This window comes from Arcobacter sp. F2176 (assembly GCF_004116465.1).
Classification (GTDB): domain Bacteria; phylum Campylobacterota; class Campylobacteria; order Campylobacterales; family Arcobacteraceae; genus Arcobacter; species Arcobacter siniprincipis.
On sequence record NZ_PDJV01000009.1, the window covers coordinates 1 to 19,582 of the forward strand.

The following is a 19,582-nucleotide window of genomic DNA, read 5'->3' on the forward strand; positions in this document are numbered from 1 at the left end:
GTTGGTGATTATTGAGAAGTGGAAATACCCGGCTCCATTCCGAACCCGGAAGTCAAGCACTTCATCGCTGATAATACTGCAGGGTCCCCTTGTGGAAACGTAAGTCGTCGCCAACTCTTGAGTTTTTATTTAAGCTTAGTTCTATTTAGACATCGTCTTTTTAGCACTGAGCTTTTTTTTTGCACCTTTTTTTACTGTTATTTATTTCTTCTAACAGGATTTTTTGATATTATTTTCTATTACTTTTATCAGAATTTATTTCTTTTATTCTATTCTCTCCTCTTATGCTTTTTTCTTTATATCGTAGTTTGATATTAAATTATTCTATCTTTCTTATTTAGAAGCTCTTATATTTGTTTATAACACTATATTAAGTTGATTTATTTTCTTTCTTGTTATACAATTAGGATATTTATATAAAGGATACAAAATGTATTTAGATAAAATTGGGATTCTTGTAGGAATTGGGTTAATAATATTTATGGCATTAAGTTTTGTTGTAAAGTATTTTATACGAAATAAAGAGTAGAGACTACTCTTCTTTTCTTGAATTTTTTTCGTCAATTCCTGACATTCCAAATCTTCTTGCTAATTCTTGTTTAATTCTATCAGGAGATATGTTTTTGCTTGCTAATGCAACCATTGTATGGTAAACTAAGTCTGCTGCTTCATAAATCATTTCTTCACTGTTATCATCTTTAACTGCAAAAGTAAATTCACCTGCTTCTTCAACAATTTTTTTAAGCATAGAGTTTTCTTTGCCATTTAATAGTTTAGATGTATAAGATTTTTTAGGGTCATCATTTTTTCTATCTTGTATAACATGAAATAAATTATCTAAAATAGAGTATTTATTAGTTGTATTAACTTCTATATCGCTAATAATTTCATTTGTTTCTAAATTTGTAAAGAAGCATGATTTTCTACCTGTATGGCAAGCTACACCTTCTTGTATAACTTTTATCAATATTGTATCATTATCACAATCAAGCATTATTTCTACCATTTTTTGTGTATGACCAGACTCTTCACCTTTTTTCCAAATTCTTTGTTTACTTCTTGAAAAGTAGTGCGCATATCTAGTTGTAAGAGTTAGAGATAAAGCCTCTTTATCCATATAAGCTAACATCAAAACTTCATTTGTTATTGAATCTTGTGTAATAACAGGAATTAAACCATCCATCTTTTCCCATGCAATATTTTCTATATTATTCATATTCTTACCTTAAAAATTTTTGCCTAAATTAATTTTTACACCATCAATAGATCTTTCTTCTGTATTTACATCAACATTGCCATCTATTTTTATTTTATCTTTATTTTTAGGAGTTAAATCAACTTTTTTATTTATTGGTTTAGTCAATAAATCCTCTTTTTTTTGATAATCTTTTTTAGTTTTTAGTTTTGGCTCTTTACTTGGATTTACTAATTTAAGATTATTTAAATCAATATTATTTTTTGGATCTTTTGCTTCTAATAAAACTATAGAATTTAACAGAATAAAGATTGATATAAATATTTTATATAACATGTGTATTTAAATATAAAGAGTAGAAATCTACTCTTTATAAAATTACTTGTTTATTGCAGAATTAATAGCTCTATCTTTAGTATCTACCCAAATATTTGGAGTAGAACCACCAGGAGTTAAGAAAATCTTAGCGTCTTTATTTTCTCTAAGCGCGTCATTAAATTTCCCTTGAACTTGAATTTGTTGCATTTTAAGTAGATTTGAAGTTAAAGACTCAGCGATAGCTTTATTTGCTGCTGCTTGTGCTTTAGCTTCAATAGTTACAGCGTCTGCTCTACCTTTTGCTTCAATTCTATTCGCTTCTGCATCTCCAGTTGCTTTTGCTGCTCTTTTCTCAGCTTCTTGTTTAGTTCTTTGAACTTCATATTTAACTCTTTCAGATTCTTGATTTGCAATTTGAACTCTTTCAATTTGTTCTTTAATCTTAGGAGGAAGACCAATTTCTCTTAATTGAACTGATAAAAGTGAAACAGGTTTACCTTCAAGTTTCTCAATATTCGCTCTAATACCATCTTCGATTTTAACAGCTATTTCATTTCTTTTCGTTGGTAATTCTTCAGCTGTATATGTTCCAACAACATTTCTAACTATATCTCTAACAACTGGGTTGATAATTTTTTCTTCCCAAGAAAGACCCCAGTTAGCAATTGTAGTTGGAGCCCCATCAGCAGTAAGTCTATACTGAACAGTTAGTTCAATAGACACAGGTAATCCTCTTGCATCAAGAATATTAATTGCAGGATTTAGTTTAATACCTGAATCATAACCACCCATTTGCTCAACACTACTATAGTTAATAAGCCTAACTTTTGTGTCTATTACAATTACTTTTTGGATAACAGGAATATAAAGATGAAAACCTGGATTTAAAGGCATACTTTCATATTTACCAGCAGTTACTTTAATACCTACTTGTCCTGATTCAATAATTATAAAGGGTCTAAATACAAATAACATAATTACTACAATTATAATTGCATAAATGAAACCTGCTTTTTTCCCAAAGTTTTTAAAGAATTCAGGTGGCTCAAAAGGAGGTTGATAACCTCCCCCATTAGAGCCCCCACCGCTGTTTTTGTTTTGTTGTCTATTTTTAAAATAATCATTATCTATTGGCATTAATATCCTTAAATATTTTTAAATTTCTTTGCTCCATTTTATGAAACACAAAAGATAAAACTACTATGTTTTATCTTTTGTATTTCAACTAAGTAGAAAATTCTACTTAGTTAATATATGTTAAATATTTAGCATACTTTTCATTTTTACCTTGAACAATATCAAAATATCCACTTTGAAGTTTTTCTGTTATAGGACCTCTCTCTCCAGCTCCTATAATTCTTGCATCAACTTCTCTAATTGGTGTTACTTCCACAGCCGTTCCTGTGAAAAATGCTTCATCTGCAATATAGATCTCTTCTCTTGTAATTCTTCTTCTTTCTACTTTATAACCTAAATCTTGTGCTAGGTCAATAACAGTAGCTTGTGTAATAGATTCTAAAGAAGTGTCATTTGGAGGAGTAATAATTACACCATCTCTTACAATAAAGAAACAAGCCCCAGATGCCTCAGCAATATAACCTTGGTCATCTCTTAAAAGTGCTTCATCATATCCAGCTTCAACTGCTTCATATTTTGCCATTTGAGAGTTTAGATAATTAGCAACTGCTTTTGCTTTTCCCATACCTGAAGTATTTGGAGTTCTTGTCATTGATGTTATTTTAACTCTAACACCTTTTTTAAGACCTTCTTCTCCTAAATATGCACCCCATTCCCAAGCAGAAATAGATACATTTACCGGAGCTTCTTTATGGTAAAGTCCCATAACTCCATATCCTAAATAAACCAAAGGTCTAATATATGCACCTTCTTTTAATTCATTTTTTTGTAATAATTCAACTTGTGCTTTGTTTAACTCCTCTTCACTAAATGGCACATCCATTAATGTCATTTTTGAAGAGTTCAATAATCTTTTTGTGTGTTCTTTTAATTTGAAAATAGCACATCTTCCATCAACAGTTTTATATGCCTTTGTACCTTCAATTGCACCATTTCCATAGTGTAAAGTGTGGCTTAATACATGAACTTTTGCATCATGCCAATCAACAAACTTACCATCCATCCAGATGTATTTTGCTTCTGTCATCTGATTTTTCCTATTATAAATTTTGATAAATAGTCTATCCAAGTTTTGATTAAATAAAAGTGAATAAAAAATTTAAATATATAAATAATTAAGCTATAAGTAATTGAACAAAACTTTAATGGAGAATTAATATAAAGTAAATATAATTATGAAAATCATTATCATAAGGATATTTATGAAGATTAAATTAATATTATTAAGTTGTAATATATGGATAGTTATGAATTTAGGAGCTCATGAATTTTGGGTAGATGCTAAGAAAAAAAATATTATAGAGCCTAAAATAGGATATGGAGAAATTTATCCTCATCCTGAAAAGATTAAAGAAAATAGATTAGACCTTTTTGAACCTTTGAAATTATTAGGTAATGATACCAATCTTACATTAACAAAAAATTCAAAAGTAAATTATATATATGACCTAAATAAAAAATTAAAAAATGGTTCTTATATTTTATCAGGTACTTACAAACCCACATACTGGACTAAAGACGAAGAAGGTAAATGGTTTAAAGGTAAAGCTAAAAATCAGATAGATACAAAAGCTGTATTTTGTCAACAATCTCATATGGAAGCAAAAAACATTTTTTCAATAGGTAATATAGATAGTGAAATTATTTATAAGCCAATTGGACATACACTTGAGATTGTCCCTCTGTCAAATCCCAAAGATTTCAAAAGTTTAAAGCCATTTAAAGTAAAGGTATTTTTTAATAATAAGCCTTTGTCAAATACTGTAGTAAAAGCTACACTTGAAGGATACTTAGAAGACAAGTATGCGTATTATGGTGAAACTAATGAGAAGGGAATTACAGAAATTTTACCACTAAGAGGTGGAAAATGGTTAGTAAAAGTTGTTTTGGAAAAAGAATTAAAAGATAAAAACATATGCGACAAAGTGACCAATGTTGCAACTTTGTCTTTTGAAATTGAAGAATAAAATACTTTTTTTAATAGAAAAGTATTTTATCTTTTTCTATTATGGAAATTCATCTAATGCTAGAATATTATAAAGAAATCTCACATTATATTAAAAAACTAATCAAAGACGAAGACTTGACAAAAGACTTGACTCAAGAAACTTATGTAAAAGCAATAGAAATTGATAAAAAAACAAAAAAAACAATACAAAAAGCTTACCTATATAAAATTGCATACAATCTTGTAGTTGATAAAATTAGAAGAAATGAAAAAATAGTTTTTACAGAATATGAAGAAGAAAAACATGGTAATTCAGAGATAAAAAGCGCAGATGAAATAATTACTCATGAAAGCAGAGAAGAAAAATTAAAAAAATCTCTTGAAACTCTTTCCAAAAGAAATCGACAAGCTTTTGTACTATTTGTTTACAAAGGATATAGTAGAAAAGAAATTTCAGAAATAATGGGAATAAGTACAAATGCAGTGGAGAAAAATATTACAAGATCTATGTTAAAAATCAAATCAGACATGATGAAAGATGATTAATGAATTTAAAAGATGAAATAAATAAAAAAGCAATATCATGGTTGATAAAAGATAGAGAAGGTTTAACACAAAACGAAGAAGCCCAATTTAAAAAATGGATAAAAAATATAAATCATCAAAAAGCTTTTGAACAAAATAAATTATTAATGAATGAGTACTTGACTTTAGATAAAAAGTTTATAAATGATATTGAATTTCAAATTGAAAAAGAGACTAAATCAGTATCTTTTTTTAATAAAAGTAAATATCTTGTTGCTTCAATTATTATGTTATTTTGTATTTCATTTTTATATAACAAGTATGATAATAAAGTATTTTCAAAAGAATATACATCATTAGATAAAAAGATATTAAAAATTTCACTTTTAGATAATTCAATAATAGATTTAGACACAAATTCAAATATTCAAATTGAGTATAAAAAAGATAAAAGAAAAATTCGTTTTACAAAAGGGAAGGCTCTTTTTTCTGTTGCAAAAGATAATAAAAGACCATTTCAAATTAAAACAGAGAATATAATGATTGAAGTTTTGGGAACAAAGTTTGAAGTTATAAATTTATCTGGAATTACTACTGTTAATGTGGTAGAAGGTAGTGTTAAGATAAGTTATCTTTCTAATAATAAGAAAGAAGATAAAAAAGATCTGATAGTGTTAAAAAAAGCAGATCACTATAAAATAGATAAACAGGGAAGAATTATAGAATTTGGAAAAATTAAAATAAATGATATTGCAAGCTGGAAAAATGATTTAATATACTTTAAAAATGATACTTTAGAAAAAGCATTTTTGGTTTTTGAAAAATATACAAATAAAAAGATTATTTTTGATACATATTCTTTGTCTCAATTGAAAATAACTGGAAAATTTAAAAGTAATCAATTCGATGATTTTTTAGAAGCAGTTAAAGTTCTTTATCCTATTTCTGTTGTAAAAAAAGAAAATATAATAAAACTTGTAAATAAATAGCAAAAAGGTGTCCGATTTTTTAAATTCATTCGTTATATATAATAGAGATAATCGTTCTCAAAATCATTATATAAAAAGGAAACAAGAATGAAACTATTGAAAACTTCTTTAGTTGCCCCAAGTTTAGCTTTATTATTAAGTGTTAATCTTTTTGCTCAAGAGTCATACACTATAAAAAATAAAACATTAAAAGAGGCATTGGAAATTATATCAAAAAAATCCAATGTATCATATATCGCAAAAGATAAACTTTTGGAATCAAAAAAAACTTATAATATTGAAAATGTTGAAGGTTTAGACAATGCTTTAAATAAGTTATTAGAAGGTACCAACTTAGAAGCAGTTATTAACAATAATACAATTATTATAAAAAAAAATGAAATATCATTTGATAAAAAAAATACAGAAAATTTAGGTGATGTCTCTATAACAGAAAGATTACATCAAAAAATGAATAATAAAAATTTTTCATTGGAGGCACAGTTAGGATTGTTTGGAGATTCCAATATCAAAGATGTTCCTATGTCCGTAGTAACATTTACGAAAGATAGTATTAAAAATAATCAAGCAAGGCAGCTGAGTGATTTAATTACTCAGGATTCTTCTGTAAGAAGTTCTGGAGCTTATGGTGATAATGCAGAATCTTTTTACTTAAGAGGGGTACCAATGGGTGATTGGAATCAAGGTGAATTTGCTTTTGATGGTGTGTATGGTGTTGCTCCAAATTATAAAGTACCAACAGATCTTTTTGATGCAGTAACAGTTATAAAAGGACCAGCTTCAGTTTTATTTGGAATGTCTCCAAAAGGAAATACAGGAGGTGCAATAAATTTGGTTCCTAAACGAGCATATGAAGATTTAAATGAAATTGAATTACGTTATGCAAATGATTCACAACTAGGAATTGCAACTGATATTGCTCGAAGATTTGGTAAGGATAATGAATTTGGAGTTAGAGTTAATTTAGCTTATGATAATGGAACAACTGCGATTGATAACTTAGAAAGAGAAACTTTAAACGGAGCTATTAGCCTTGATTATATTGGAAATAATTATACTACAAGCCTAGATTATATTTCTACTTCTGAAAATATCGATGCACCATTTAGAAGATTGTATATCTCTGATGGAGTAGATTTAGCACCTGCACCTGAGAATAATTTTAATCTAGCACAAGATTGGGAATACTCAAATTCTAAAGAAAAGTTAGCCTTGTATAAATACGATTATTTCTTTGAAGATGATAGTCAGCTAGGTTTTTATATTGGAGGTGGAAAATCTAAGGTTGATAGACTATTTCAAAAAGGTGCAGTTCTTCAAAATGATAAGGGAGATGTTCTTACTCGATTTAGTGGTGGAAAATTTGATGTTTCAAGATTGACTTATGGAATAAAAGGAAATACTTCTTTTAAAACAGGTGTTGTAAAGCATACTTTAAATTTGGATAGTTCAAATTATAGAGGGAAAGTTAAAACGAGAGTAAAAACTGATGCTATAAATTATGCTAGTAATATTTACAATCCTGCAAAGATATCTAAAGTTGATATTTCTTTGCCTGATGCAACTAGAACAGATACGATTTTAAAATCATTTGCATTATCAGATACTCTTTCTAATCTAGATGAAGATATTTTATTTACTTTTGGAGGAAGATATCAAAATGTTGAATTGATAAATTATAATACTTCGGGAAATGAGATAAGTAATTATGATAATTCAAGAATTTCTCCCTTTTTTGGGATTGTTTATAAACCAATTGATAGTTTGAGCCTTTATGCAAATTATACAGAAGGTTTAAGTGCGGGACAAAATGCTCCCTCTGGTAGTGCAAATGAAGGTGAAGCATTAAAACCATACAAAACAACACAAGTAGAGTTTGGTGCAAAATACAGTTTAAACAATATAGATTATGCAATAGCACTTTTTGAAATGCAAAGAAATAAAGGTGAAGCAGGAAGGGATAATTTTTACAAAAGTACAATGAAACTTCTATCAAAAGGAGTTGAGCTTTCTGCTTTTGGTGAAATAACAAAAGGTGTAAGATTTTCTTCTGCTTTAACATATATGAAAACAGAAATTAAAAATACAGAAATCACTACTTATGCTACTACTAAAGTTGGTGGTTCTCCGAACTTATTGGGAAATATTGGATTAGATTTTGATATTCCATTTATTAATGGCTTGTCTTTTGGAAATTATTTAATTTATAGTGATGAGCAATACATAAGAGATGGTTCAAATATTAAATTGCCATCTTGGACAAGATGGGATGCAGGGCTAAAGTATAAAACTAAATATAATGGAAATGATTTAGTTTTAATGTTTAATATTGATAATGTAACAAATAAAGCATATTATGAAGGTGCTTCTCAATGGGGACATATCTCTCCTGGTGAACCAAGAATATTCTCCTTAAGCTTAAATTATAAATTTTAAAAATCACAAAACCATTTTGGTTTTGTGATTCATCTCTCTATTTATTTCAAATTTGAAGAACTTTCCTATGTAATAAATTAAATCTCACATTTATAAAAAATAATTATTGAAGACTGAATTTTATATTGATATAATTTTAATACAAAATATAATATAAGTATTTAATTAAAAATGGGGCAGATATGAATCAACAAGAGTTATGGAATAAGAAATTTTCAAGGGATGGGTATTTATATGGAACTAATCCAAATCAATTTATTAAAAATAGTTATGTTAACTTCAAAAAAGATCAAACAGTCTTGTGCTTAGGAGAAGGAGAAGGTAGAAATGCAATTTTTCTGGCAAAAGAAGGTTTTGATGTTGAGGCAATAGATGCTTCAGATATCGGTTTAAATAAACTTTTTGAACAAAGCAAAATAGAAAATGTAGAGATAAAAACTGCTTGCATGGATATAAATGATTGGCAAGTGTCTAAAAAATATGGGGCTATACTATTTTCTTTTTTACATTTAAAAATAGATGAACTAAAAACTTTGATTAAGAAAATAGAAACATCTTTAGAAAAAGATGGTTTTTTTGTATGTGAGGTTTTTTCAAAAAATCAAATTGAAAATAATAGCGGTGGACCAAAAGATTTAGAGTTACTTTATAGTATGCATGATTTTAAAGAGAACATAAAAGAATTAAAGATTCATAAATTAGAAGAAGTAATTACAAATTTAGAAGAAGGAACTGGTCACCAAGGTGAAGCTAGCGTGATAAGATTAATAGCACAAAAGTCCTAAATTTAACAGGGATTTAACAATTTTTTTAGTAGAGTAAAAACTTAAAAATGAATAGAAACTAATAAGAGATATCAAAAAAAATGAAAAATAAAATAAATGAAATAATAAAAAATAAAGTATTGATTATTGATGGGGCCATGGGTACTCAACTTCAAGGTTCTGATATAAAAGCTGAAGCTTGGAAGTATGAAAATCAAGATTTAGAAGGTTGTAATGAACTTCTAAATGAAACAGCACCCGAAGTTTTAAAAGCAATTCATGATGCTTATGCAAAAGCAGGGGCAAACTTAATATCAACAAATACATTTGGAACAATGCCTTGGGTACTAGATGAGTATGGAATTTCTTCTAAAGCTTATGAATTATCAAAATTAGGTGCCCAACTTGTAAAAAATTCTTGTATTAAGTATGAAACAGAAGATGAGCCTAGATTCTGTTTAGGTTCTATTGGGCCTGGAACTAAGCTTCCCTCATTGGGGCATATAAGATATGATGAGATGTATGAAGGGTATAAAGAAGTAGCAAATGGTCTGGCTGATGGTGGGTGTGATATATACTTACTTGAAACTTGTCAAGATCCACTTCAAATAAAAGCAGCACTTCATGCCTTAACAGATACTCATCCAGAAATTCCTGTGATGGTATCTGTAACTATTGAGTTATCAGGAACTATGTTAATAGGAACTGATGCTATGACAATAGCTGCTATTTTGAATCCTTTTAATATTTTATCTTTGGGATTTAACTGTGGAACAGGACCAAAACAAGTTCACAAACATGTAAAAACATTAAGTGAAGTTTGTAAATTCCCAATTTCTGTTCATGCAAATGCAGGACTTCCTCAAAATAAAGGTGGAGTTTCATTTTATCCAATGGGACCAGATGAGTTCACTGAACTACAAAATAGTTTTTTAGAAGTAAATGGAGTCTCATTTTTAGGTGGTTGTTGTGGAACAACTCCTGAACATATAGAAGCCTTGGCTAATAAAGTCAGAGGCATAAAACCAAAAGCACCAAGTGGATTTTTGAAAGCTTCTTTAGCATCACTGTTTAATACAGTTCCATTAAAACAAGATCCAGCTCCTTTATTAATAGGGGAGCGAAGTAATGCAACTGGTTCAAAAGCTTTTAGGGATTTATTAAAAGATAATAACTACGAAGGAACACTTTCTGTTGGACAACAACAAGTGCGAGCAGGTGCACATATTATTGATGTAAGTGTTGGATTTGCTGGACGAGATGAAACAGGAGATATGGATAAAGTGGTTGAACTTTATTCTCAAAAAGTTTCACTTCCTTTGATGCCAGATTCTACACAAATAAAAGCCTTAGAAGCAGCACTTAAACAAATAGGTGGAAGATGTATCATCAACTCTGTAAATCTTGAAGATGGAGAAGAGAAGTTTGATGCAGTTTGTAAGTTAGCCAAAAAATTTGGTGCAGCACTTGTTTGTTTAGTTATTGATGAAGTTGGAATGGCTAAAACAAAAGAAGACAAAATCAGAATTGCGCAGAGAATTTATGATTTATGTGTAAATAGACATGGCTTTAATCCTGAAGATTTAGTATTTGATATGCTTACATTTACTATTGGTTCGGGAGATGATGAGTATAGAACAGCTGGAATTGAAACTATGGAAGCAATTAGAGAATTTCAAATACTTCATCCAGAAGTTGGAACCACTTTAGGTCTTTCAAATATCTCTTTTGGGCTTGATATAAAAGCTAGGGTTTATCTAAACTCTATCTATCTAGACCATTGTGTAAAAGCAGGGCTTACAAGTGCTATTGTAAATGTTAAACATATTTTGCCACTAAATAAAATCACAGAAGAAGATAGACTAGCTTGTGATAATTTGATTTTTAATAATCAAGAAAATGGTGACCCTTTATTTAAATTTATTGATCACTTTTCAAATGTAGAAGCCCAAGAAGATCAAAGTGATGAAGAATATTTAAAAATGGAACCAATAGATAAAGTTAAAAAACTTTTATTAGATGGTGACAAAGATAGACTTCTTCCTTTGGTTGATGAATTAAGACACACTATAAAACCAGAAATGATAGTAAATGAGTGGCTAATTGATGGAATGAAAATCATTGGAGAACTTTTTGGTTCTGGTCAAATGCAATTGCCATTTGTACTTCAAAGTGCAGAGACTATGAAAGCAACAGTAGATGCTCTTAATCCATATTTACCAAAAGAAGAGAAAGCTAGTGAAACGGTTCTTGTAATTGGAACAGTAAAAGGCGATGTTCATGATGTAGGTAAAAATTTAGTAGATATTATTTTAAGTAATAATGGATTTAAAGTAATAAATATAGGAATAAAAGCTGATATCAATGAATTTATAATAGCTGTTCAAAAGCATAAAGCACAAGCTATTGGAATGAGTGGATTACTTGTAAAATCAACTGCTGTAATGAAAGAAAATCTAGAAGAGCTTAAAAGACAAGGTATAGATATACCTGTACTTTTAGGTGGAGCAGCACTTACTAAATCTTTTGTAAATGAGTATTGTAGACCTTTATATGATGGACCGATTTTTTATTGTAGGGATGCTTTTGATGGTGTTGTTTCTATGCAAAGAATAGAATCAGGTGATTCATTTAATACAAAACTTGCAGCTGATTTGATAAAAGATGAAGATGATATTAAAAAAGAGAAAAAAGAGGTAATAATTCCTCCTTATGAAGAGATAGAATTACCTCCCAAAGCTGAATTTACCTTCCCTCCACTTTGGGGAAGGGTTACTCAAAGTCCTGCAATGTTAAATAAAGATTTGATTTTTTCTTGGATAAATCATAGAGTTTTATTTAGACAAAGATGGGGATATAAAAAAGGTGCTATGAAAGCAGATGAATTTTTAGCCCATGAAGAGAATGTAGTAAAGCCCTTATATGAAAAATACAAAGAAGAGTTTTTTGAAAAAGATATCTTTGACCCAATAGCTATTTATGGTTATTATCCTTGTATTTCACATGATAATAAGCTTTATATTTTTGGAAATGAGTACGCTTTTAATAGTCTAAAAGAAGCACAAAATGTGCCACCACTTGAAAAAGCTATAAAAGTCTTTGAATTTCCAAGACAAACAAAAGCACCACATAGATGTATAGCTGATTTTTTTGCGAATGATAGATTAGATGTAGTTGCTTTTACACTTGCTAGTTCAGGATTAAAAATAACTTCGTATGAAAGTGAACTTTATCAAAATAGTGAGTTCTCAAAATATCATCAAGTCCATGGATTAGGAGTTGAACTTGCAGAAGCATTAGCTGAGGTAATTCATAAGCAAGTAAGACTTGACCTTGATATAGTACCAAAAGAGGGGCATACTTTGAATGATGTTCAAATGAAACAATATGTAGGATGTAGATATTCTCCTGGATATGCAGCTTGTCCTGATTTAGAACAAAGTAGGGATATCTTTGATTTACTAAAACCAGAAGAGTTTGGAATAACACTAAGTGAAACTTTCCAAATAGACCCAGAGCAAAGTACCTGCGCCATAGTAGTGCCGCACAACAAAGCCAACTATTATAACATTTAGAAAGAAATAGCCACTTTTTACACGTAAAGTTTTCCCCTATTTCTTTCTGCGTTGAAATTGTAAATTTATAAACTCACTTACTTATAGTAAGCTCCTTCATAAATTTACAACTTCGCCTTGAATTAAACCAAAATTGACTATTTTAATCTTTAATTAAATAGGTCTCTTTTCGTTTTTTACGAAATTAAAATTAAATCAATATCGAGAATATATGAACAACAATAAAAAAGGTATTATAATTACCGCTTTGGGCGTTTTACTAATGAGTTTTGAATCTTTATTTATAAAACTAACTAGTATTTCACCTTTTACATTTTCTTTTTATCTTGGAATATTTATGTTTATTTCAATGCTTTTATTACTAATAATAAAGCAAAGAGATATCATAAGAGAGGTCACCAAGACATCTTTTTATATCTTTCTTTTATGTGGGATATTAATGGGGAGTGCAAATATTTTCTTTATTTGGGCAATAAAGAGTACAACTGCTGCAAATGTAGTTCTTATCATAGGAACAGGGGCTTTATTTACATCTTTTTTTGCGTATTTATTTTATAAAGAAAAAATAAGAATAAATGTTCTTATTGCATCTTTCTTTTTATTTATTGGCCTTTTTATTATCTTTAATGATAAGGTCGGTGCGGGTAATTTAAAAGGTAACCTTTTAGCTATTTTATGTACAATGACATTCTCTTTATCTTTTGTTTTAATGTCAAAATATACTAGAATAAATCGTGTAGCACTAACTGCAATCACAGGAATATCATTGGCCATAATAGCTTATTTTGCAAGTGACACAATTAGTATTGACTTTTATAATTTATTTGTAGTAGGCGTAATGGGATTAATTATAACTCCATTTTCAAGGGTTTTAATATTTAGTGGAACAAAATTTATAAATGCAAGTGAAGTAAGTCTTTTAATGATTATTGAAACAGTTATGGGACCTATTTGGGTGTGGATGGTTTTAAATGAAGTACCAAGTTCTTATACTTTTATTGGTGGAGCAATTATACTTCTTACCCTAATAGTAAACTCAATCTATTTTATAAGAAAAAATTAACTTGATATAGTTTTGTTAATTTTTATAGGTTAAAATATAAAAAATAAATAGGAAACTAAAAGTGTTAACAAAAATAAAAGAAAAAACTACAGGTTTAGTAGATATAACAAAAGAGCAATTTGATAAATCTTTTGATTTTGCAAAAATACAAAGTGACAAAGTAAAAAATAAAATAGATTTAAAAATACAAGAGAAAGCACTTTTAAACTTAAAAGCTGAACTAGCTATGAGACATAAAACCTTTGAGGATTATACCGATGAAGAGTTAGAGATAATGCTTTCAAATGAGAAAAGAAAAGTTGTAGATGATTTAAAAACAAAAACCTTGGTTGGCGCCTTAGCTATTTTAGGTTTAGACTTTTTGGTATAAGATATGTTTAGACAAGTTAAATCAGCCATTTTTTGGACGCTACTTTATAAGTTTAGAAGAAGATTTACTATTGTTGTTGTATTACTCTCTATAGTTTTATTGTCACAATGGATTTATACAGATATAGTTGAGTATCTACAACTAACTAATCAATTACAATATCTTTCTTTTTTACTACCTATTAAATGGGCAATTATTTTATTTAATATTGCCTTTTCTGCCTATTTGATTATTACAATTTTTAAACCTCAAAAAGAAGATAAAAAAAAGGCTGAAAAAATCATAAAGGAACAAAGTAAAAAAAACAATGACAAAGAGATAAAAGAAAATGATTTAAGCCCAAAAGAAAAAGAGTTTTTAACAAAAAAACTAAGAAATAAATCTGAAATATTAATGGATAGATAATTTTAATCTATCCAACTGTTTATCATGATATTTACTAAGTAAAACTAAGGCTAGAATACTTCCTAAAAGAGCAAAGCCCATATCACTTTGAGTATCCCAAATGTATCCTTGTGTTCCTAAAAATGCGGTGGCATCTTCTCCACTAAATATTGCTACGAACCACTCTATTAGTTCATAAAATGCTGAAAATGCTAGACAAAAGCAGATTATGAAGAAGTTTCTCCATTTTGGAAAAGTAATTATATTTTTTCTTATAAGTATTTCCCTTGCAATTATTGCGGGAATAAAACCTTGGGCAAAATGTCCTACTTTGTCATAGTTATTTCTACTTTGATTTAGGACTTCTTTAATAGTATCAAATAAAGGAACTTCTGCATAAGTATAGTGACCACCTACCATTAAAATAATACAATGAATAAGAATAAGAGTATAAGTAAGGGATATCAATTTAAAAGATTTGTATGTATAGGCAAGTATTATAAATCCAATAATAGCTGGAAAGACCTCTAAAAACCAAGTAAATTGGTCTTTGGGATTAATTCCTGACCAAATTAAAATAGTAATAAAAATAATAAGCCATAAATATTTCATAAAATATTATATCAAATTAATATATCTATTTATGCTTTTGTATATAATTACATATGAAAAAAATATTTACAAAAACATTTAAAAATAAAAATCTTCCTTTTTTAGAACTGCGATACTCTAATTCAAATACTCACTATAAAAAGCATTTTCATGATAGCTTTTCTTTGGGGGTAAATAAAAAAGGAGAAAGTCTATATACAAATAGTGATAAATCATATAAGTTAACTAAAAACAAATTAAGCATAATGAATCCACATGAAGTACACTCTTGTAATGCAAGTAGTGAAGTTCTAAATGAATATTATATGATGCACTTGGACATTTCTTGGTGTAGAGATATTCAGAAACTTATTGATGAAAAGATTACAAGTTATATAAATGTACCAACACATATATTAGAAGATGAATCTTTTTACAATGAATATCTATTTTTATGTAGATATTTATTTGAAGAACACTCAATTGTGGATAAAGAAGATGCGTTGATAAACTTTTTTATAAAGTTTTTTTCACTTTTTTTAGAAGAGAGTCAAACTCCATTAATTGATAAGAAGTTTGAATTGATTATTAAGTATATGAATGATAAATATAAAGAAAATATTAGTTTAGATGATTTAGCTAAATATTTTGAATTAAATCCTTTTTATATTATTAGACTATTTAAGTCTAATATGAATCTTACACCAAGAGCATATTTAATAAATGTTAAAATAAATAAATCAAAACAATTCCTTCAAGATGGTTATTCAATTGTTGATACTGCTTTAGAGTGTGGATTTTTTGATCAAAGCCATTTTCATAAAAACTTCGTAAAAATAGTTGCAACTACTCCAAACGATTATAAACTCAATTTTGTACAATAAGTTATTTTAAAAAAGATATATACTTTTTCTAAATTTAATTTAGGAAAATATATGAGTTTTACAATTTTTTTGACAATGTTCTCTTTTTCATTAGTGATGTCAATTTCTCCTGGTCCTGTAAATATGATGATTATAACTTCAAGTATAAATAATGGATTTGCAAGAACTTTTAGTTTTATCTCAGGGGCAACTATTGGTTTTATTCTTTTGTTATTATGTATTGGGTTTGGATTATCAAAGATAATAAATACATATCCAGATATTTTATTGTATATAAAGGTTTTTGGATTTTCATTTATTATATATTTGGGGCTTAAGATTTTGAGTTCAAAAGCAAGTTTAACAATAAACAAAGAGGAGAAGATAAATCTAAAATTTTACGAAGGCTTTTTACTCCAATGGTTAAATCCAAAAGCATGGATAGCTTGTATCTCTGTTGTTTCTATGTATTCGTCATCTGAATTATTTACTTTTTTTGTCATAATTTATTTTATTGTTTGCTACTTATCTTTGTCTTTTTGGGGAGTTTTAGGAAGTAAAGTCACTAGATTTTTTAATACAGATTTTAAATTAAGATTATTAAATATTATTATGGGACTTACTCTTATACTTTGTACTATCTCAATGATTTTTGTAAATATTTTTTGATAATGAAGAAATTTAAATTGGTATTAGTAAAATTTGGGTAAAATCAGCACAATATATAAATAAAAAATAGGAAAGAACTTGTTAGATAAAATTTTAAATTTTTGTTTTAGTGTATCTAAACAACCGGTTTTATTAAAAGATTTATTAGTAGCAAATGTTCAACATAATGAGAAAATGCATGTGGATGCTGCAAAATTAGGATTTAGACTTAGTATAGGAAAAGCATATATTGTATATATTATGATTGTTTGTATTCCTGTGATACCTTTATCTTTATTAGCACATGCTATTTTTGCAAAAATTGATGCTCATGCTTCTATTGTAGTTTCTATTATTTTTACTGCAATAATTTTTATTTGGTTCAATTTCTTTAGAATTTGGATAAAAGACAAAATGGCAAATAGAGTTATAAGAAAAGCTTGGATGATTCATTTCCCTTATTTTCCCTATGATGAATACAGATATAAAATAGAAGAGATTTTTCACAAAGCTATGAAAAATGAAATACCAAGAAAAGACTTGGAAAGATATATACTAGATAGTTTAGTTCAAAACTAAATTGTCTAATCATAAAAGGCTTTAGCCTCTTTATTTCTACTTTTTTTTAATTCCATATCAATATATTTTGCTTCTATATCTTTTTTACTTTTTAATGCAATTGTCTGTTTTCTCTTTCCACTTGGATTTATTTCATATATAAAAAATCCTGCTTCATACATAGACAATCTTACATTTGTAGAAATAGAATATGTCGTCATAATTGCATCATTTTTACAAAGATTGGAAATATCTTGAAAATACTCTACACTCCATAACTCTTTATTTACTTCACTTGAAAAAGCATCTTGATATACAATGTCTATATTATTTAGAGTTTTGATATATTTTCTTGCATCCCCAATAAAAATTTTTATTTTTATTTTTTCATCTTCATATGAAAAATTTTTTGCAATAGAATCAATGATATGTTTTATATTTTCAAATTCTTTTGGAAAAGTAAATCTATGTAAACTTCTTACTAACTCTTCATCTAATTCAGGTGAATAAATTTCTAGATTTATATCTAAGTTATGTTCTAAAATATAATAAATAGTAGAAAAAGTGTTATATCCAATGCCAAAACAAATATCTAAAATCTTTAGTTTTTTTAAATCTTTTTTTAATGCAAGAGCTGGACTAACATGCTTGTTTAAAGACTCTTTTATGGCTCCAGTTTTAAGGTCATGAAAATGTTGATTGTATTTAGTAGAAAATAGGGTGTTAGAACCATCTATTGTTTGAATTTCTTTATTCATATAAGTTTTAAGAGATATCTCTATCTCTTAAATTTTCTTTCTTAGTTTCCTAAAGATGATAATTTATCATCAGATAAATAAAGCTCTTCATTTGACATTACGCCAATTTTGTGAGATAAAATATCACGTGCTATATCTTTTGCTTCTTCAAGTGAGTGCATATTACATGTACCACATTGGTAAATATTCAATTCTGGGATATCCTCTTGTTTTGCAACCTTTAAAACATCTTCCATAGCAGCTTTCCACGCAGCAGCTACAACTTCTTCTTTGGGACTTCCAAGTAAACTCATGTAAAAACCAGTTCTACAACCCATTGGTGAAACATCAATGATTTCAACAGTAGGAGAATTTAAATGTTCTCTAATAAAACCAGCAAAAAGGTGTTCTAATGTATGAATACCTTTTTCACTCATCATATCTTTATTTGGTACATAAAATCTTAAATCAAATACTGTAATAATATCACCCGATGGTGACTTCATTGTTTTTGCAACTCTAACTGCAGGTGCTGGCATAATTGTATGATCAACTTTAAAACTATCTAATAATGGCATATAATATCCTTCTATTTTGTTATAAAAGGGATTTTAACTTAAAGTTAATAAATTGATGATTATATATTATAATTAATAAAGATTTTCTCTAACCATTTTTTTAAATGCTTTCATATGAACTTTGAGCATATTTGGTATGATATCTTCTTTACAAGCATGAACTATATTTGCAAATTCTGGTTTAGAATAAATTGTTGCTCTATCTCGTGCAAGAAGTATAAGTTTATTCATATCATCATCTAAAGTAATATCTTCTCTATCTGCTATGGCATCATATACATAAAAAAACATTCTTCTCTCTTCATTTGACATTTGACAAGAATCATCAAGCATCTTAAGTGCTAATTTTCCCGCATACTCTATTTCAATAGGTGTAAAGTTATATGTATATGACCAATCATAAGCTTTTTTAAGTATGTCCATTATATCTCCTTTGATTAGTGCTCAAATTTATTTAAGTGGTAAACTAAATCACTATCCATATTTGCTAAATGAAGATCAAACCATTGGGGTAATTTTTCTATAAAGTATGATTTCAACATCTTTTTACCAAATATTGAGTGGGAGTTTTTTATAAAATATTCCATCTCTGCTAAGGCTTTGTAGTGTTCATCTTTATGCTCTTTTATAGTTGGATAATTGTATTTTTCCATAAGAACTTCTTCTTCATGAAAATGATTTTCGCTATGAACTAGTAATTCTTTTGATATTTGTATTATGCTTTCCAAAGAATTTATATCGGCACTTGCATATATATCAAGAAACTCTTTATGTAATGTATCTATTTTTTTATGATTAAGCATATGTATACTTTGATTAAATTCTTTGATTGTATTCATGTACTGCTATATGCAAGTTCCATTCCAAGTTTTTTATAAGTGATATTTTGATAAAAAGTTCTAA

The 19,582-nt window shown here is 28.0% G+C and carries 21 protein-coding genes and 1 rRNA gene; 13 read left to right on the forward strand and 9 right to left on the reverse strand.

All coding sequences use genetic code 11. From position 1 onward, the window contains the following. A 5S ribosomal RNA gene (rrf, locus tag CRU95_RS09375) occupies positions 1-116 on the forward strand. Between the two features lie 416 nt (positions 117-532). Here the strand turns inward: rrf and hisIE are convergent. The 4 genes from hisIE to CRU95_RS09395 form a co-directional block, all read right to left on the reverse strand. Further along, positions 533-1,216, reverse strand: a complete 684-nt coding sequence (hisIE, locus tag CRU95_RS09380; protein WP_129100884.1) for a bifunctional phosphoribosyl-AMP cyclohydrolase/phosphoribosyl-ATP diphosphatase HisIE — start codon at positions 1,214-1,216, stop codon at positions 533-535. A 9-nt stretch (positions 1,217-1,225) separates the two neighbouring features. Next, the gene (locus CRU95_RS09385) at positions 1,226-1,531 is read right to left on the reverse strand and encodes a hypothetical protein (RefSeq protein WP_129100885.1); all 306 of its coding nucleotides are present in this window, start codon (positions 1,529-1,531) and stop codon (positions 1,226-1,228) included. A 42-nt stretch (positions 1,532-1,573) separates the two neighbouring features. Further along, positions 1,574-2,650, reverse strand: coding sequence for a prohibitin family protein (locus CRU95_RS09390; protein WP_129100886.1), 1,077 nt, complete (start codon positions 2,648-2,650; stop codon positions 1,574-1,576). Between the two features lie 106 nt (positions 2,651-2,756). Beyond that, complete coding sequence (locus CRU95_RS09395) at positions 2,757-3,677, reverse strand: branched-chain amino acid transaminase (protein WP_129100887.1); 921 nt, start codon at positions 3,675-3,677, stop codon at positions 2,757-2,759. A gap of 175 nt (positions 3,678-3,852) precedes the next feature. Here CRU95_RS09395 and CRU95_RS09400 point away from each other — a divergent pair, with 175 nt between their 5' ends. From CRU95_RS09400 to CRU95_RS09440, 9 genes are all read left to right on the forward strand, one after another. Then, positions 3,853-4,617 (forward strand): DUF4198 domain-containing protein, encoded by a 765-nt coding sequence (locus CRU95_RS09400; RefSeq protein WP_164969760.1) that lies wholly within the window; start codon positions 3,853-3,855, stop codon positions 4,615-4,617. Positions 4,618-4,673: 56 nt separating this feature from the next. Then, complete coding sequence (locus CRU95_RS09405) at positions 4,674-5,144, forward strand: RNA polymerase sigma factor (RefSeq protein ID WP_129100889.1); 471 nt, start codon at positions 4,674-4,676, stop codon at positions 5,142-5,144. Beyond that, on the forward strand, positions 5,144-6,112 hold the full coding sequence (locus CRU95_RS09410) for a FecR family protein (RefSeq protein ID WP_129100890.1): 969 nt from the start codon (positions 5,144-5,146) through the stop codon (positions 6,110-6,112). Before CRU95_RS09405 ends, CRU95_RS09410 begins: the two co-directional genes overlap by 1 nt. A gap of 87 nt (positions 6,113-6,199) precedes the next feature. Then, a complete protein-coding gene (locus tag CRU95_RS09415; RefSeq protein ID WP_129100891.1) occupies positions 6,200-8,548 on the forward strand; it encodes a TonB-dependent siderophore receptor in 2,349 nt (782 codons plus the stop codon). Positions 8,549-8,730: 182 nt separating this feature from the next. Then, complete coding sequence (locus CRU95_RS09420) at positions 8,731-9,333, forward strand: methyltransferase domain-containing protein (protein ID WP_129100892.1); 603 nt, start codon at positions 8,731-8,733, stop codon at positions 9,331-9,333. An 80-nt stretch (positions 9,334-9,413) separates the two neighbouring features. Beyond that, positions 9,414-12,887 (forward strand): methionine synthase, encoded by a 3,474-nt coding sequence (metH, locus tag CRU95_RS09425; protein WP_129100893.1) that lies wholly within the window; start codon positions 9,414-9,416, stop codon positions 12,885-12,887. A gap of 211 nt (positions 12,888-13,098) precedes the next feature. Further along, positions 13,099-13,950, forward strand: coding sequence for a DMT family transporter (locus CRU95_RS09430; RefSeq protein WP_129100894.1), 852 nt, complete (start codon positions 13,099-13,101; stop codon positions 13,948-13,950). A gap of 61 nt (positions 13,951-14,011) precedes the next feature. Then, complete coding sequence (locus tag CRU95_RS09435) at positions 14,012-14,320, forward strand: hypothetical protein (protein ID WP_258238672.1); 309 nt, start codon at positions 14,012-14,014, stop codon at positions 14,318-14,320. 3 nt (positions 14,321-14,323) lie between these two features. After that, a complete protein-coding gene (locus tag CRU95_RS09440; protein WP_129100896.1) occupies positions 14,324-14,725 on the forward strand; it encodes a hypothetical protein in 402 nt (133 codons plus the stop codon). On the opposite strand, the gene CRU95_RS09445 is transcribed toward CRU95_RS09440, so the two are convergent. Further along, positions 14,711-15,316, reverse strand: a complete 606-nt coding sequence (locus CRU95_RS09445; protein ID WP_129100897.1) for a DUF2238 domain-containing protein — start codon at positions 15,314-15,316, stop codon at positions 14,711-14,713. The genes CRU95_RS09440 and CRU95_RS09445 overlap by 15 nt on opposite strands. Before the next feature lie 53 nt (positions 15,317-15,369). Here CRU95_RS09445 and CRU95_RS09450 point away from each other — a divergent pair, with 53 nt between their 5' ends. From CRU95_RS09450 to CRU95_RS09460, 3 genes are all read left to right on the forward strand, one after another. After that, positions 15,370-16,179, forward strand: coding sequence for an AraC family transcriptional regulator (locus CRU95_RS09450; RefSeq protein WP_129100898.1), 810 nt, complete (start codon positions 15,370-15,372; stop codon positions 16,177-16,179). A gap of 51 nt (positions 16,180-16,230) precedes the next feature. Beyond that, entirely contained in the window at positions 16,231-16,827 is a 597-nt protein-coding gene (locus CRU95_RS09455; RefSeq protein WP_129100899.1) for a LysE family translocator, read from the forward strand. A 78-nt stretch (positions 16,828-16,905) separates the two neighbouring features. Beyond that, the gene (locus CRU95_RS09460) at positions 16,906-17,385 is read left to right on the forward strand and encodes a hypothetical protein (RefSeq protein ID WP_129100900.1); all 480 of its coding nucleotides are present in this window, start codon (positions 16,906-16,908) and stop codon (positions 17,383-17,385) included. A gap of 5 nt (positions 17,386-17,390) precedes the next feature. Here the strand turns inward: CRU95_RS09460 and CRU95_RS09465 are convergent, their stop codons facing one another. From CRU95_RS09465 to CRU95_RS09480, 4 genes are all read right to left on the reverse strand, one after another. Further along, on the reverse strand, positions 17,391-18,122 hold the full coding sequence (locus CRU95_RS09465; RefSeq protein ID WP_129100901.1) for a tRNA (5-methylaminomethyl-2-thiouridine)(34)-methyltransferase MnmD: 732 nt from the start codon (positions 18,120-18,122) through the stop codon (positions 17,391-17,393). Positions 18,123-18,163: 41 nt separating this feature from the next. After that, on the reverse strand, positions 18,164-18,679 hold the full coding sequence (gene luxS, locus CRU95_RS09470) for an S-ribosylhomocysteine lyase (protein WP_129100902.1): 516 nt from the start codon (positions 18,677-18,679) through the stop codon (positions 18,164-18,166). Positions 18,680-18,751: 72 nt separating this feature from the next. Beyond that, positions 18,752-19,102 (reverse strand): hypothetical protein, encoded by a 351-nt coding sequence (locus CRU95_RS09475; RefSeq protein ID WP_129100903.1) that lies wholly within the window; start codon positions 19,100-19,102, stop codon positions 18,752-18,754. Positions 19,103-19,116: 14 nt separating this feature from the next. Continuing rightward, positions 19,117-19,518 (reverse strand): bacteriohemerythrin, encoded by a 402-nt coding sequence (locus tag CRU95_RS09480; protein WP_129100904.1) that lies wholly within the window; start codon positions 19,516-19,518, stop codon positions 19,117-19,119. Between the last annotated feature and the right edge of the window lie 64 nt (positions 19,519-19,582).

Coding starts and splice junctions, on each gene's coding strand:
- hisIE (WP_129100884.1), bottom strand. CDS start 1,216: ATGAATAATATAGAAAATATTGCATGGGAAAAGATGGATGGTTTAATT.
- CRU95_RS09385 (WP_129100885.1), bottom strand. CDS start 1,531: ATGTTATATAAAATATTTATATCAATCTTTATTCTGTTAAATTCTATA.
- CRU95_RS09390 (WP_129100886.1), bottom strand. CDS start 2,650: ATGCCAATAGATAATGATTATTTTAAAAATAGACAACAAAACAAAAAC.
- CRU95_RS09395 (WP_129100887.1), bottom strand. CDS start 3,677: ATGACAGAAGCAAAATACATCTGGATGGATGGTAAGTTTGTTGATTGG.
- CRU95_RS09400 (WP_164969760.1), top strand. CDS start 3,853: ATGAAGATTAAATTAATATTATTAAGTTGTAATATATGGATAGTTATG.
- CRU95_RS09405 (WP_129100889.1), top strand. CDS start 4,674: ATGCTAGAATATTATAAAGAAATCTCACATTATATTAAAAAACTAATC.
- CRU95_RS09410 (WP_129100890.1), top strand. CDS start 5,144: ATGAATTTAAAAGATGAAATAAATAAAAAAGCAATATCATGGTTGATA.
- CRU95_RS09415 (WP_129100891.1), top strand. CDS start 6,200: ATGAAACTATTGAAAACTTCTTTAGTTGCCCCAAGTTTAGCTTTATTA.
- CRU95_RS09420 (WP_129100892.1), top strand. CDS start 8,731: ATGAATCAACAAGAGTTATGGAATAAGAAATTTTCAAGGGATGGGTAT.
- metH (WP_129100893.1), top strand. CDS start 9,414: ATGAAAAATAAAATAAATGAAATAATAAAAAATAAAGTATTGATTATT.
- CRU95_RS09430 (WP_129100894.1), top strand. CDS start 13,099: ATGAACAACAATAAAAAAGGTATTATAATTACCGCTTTGGGCGTTTTA.
- CRU95_RS09440 (WP_129100896.1), top strand. CDS start 14,324: ATGTTTAGACAAGTTAAATCAGCCATTTTTTGGACGCTACTTTATAAG.
- CRU95_RS09445 (WP_129100897.1), bottom strand. CDS start 15,316: ATGAAATATTTATGGCTTATTATTTTTATTACTATTTTAATTTGGTCA.
- CRU95_RS09450 (WP_129100898.1), top strand. CDS start 15,370: ATGAAAAAAATATTTACAAAAACATTTAAAAATAAAAATCTTCCTTTT.
- CRU95_RS09455 (WP_129100899.1), top strand. CDS start 16,231: ATGAGTTTTACAATTTTTTTGACAATGTTCTCTTTTTCATTAGTGATG.
- CRU95_RS09465 (WP_129100901.1), bottom strand. CDS start 18,122: ATGAATAAAGAAATTCAAACAATAGATGGTTCTAACACCCTATTTTCT.
- luxS (WP_129100902.1), bottom strand. CDS start 18,679: ATGCCATTATTAGATAGTTTTAAAGTTGATCATACAATTATGCCAGCA.
- CRU95_RS09475 (WP_129100903.1), bottom strand. CDS start 19,102: ATGGACATACTTAAAAAAGCTTATGATTGGTCATATACATATAACTTT.
- CRU95_RS09480 (WP_129100904.1), bottom strand. CDS start 19,518: ATGAATACAATCAAAGAATTTAATCAAAGTATACATATGCTTAATCAT.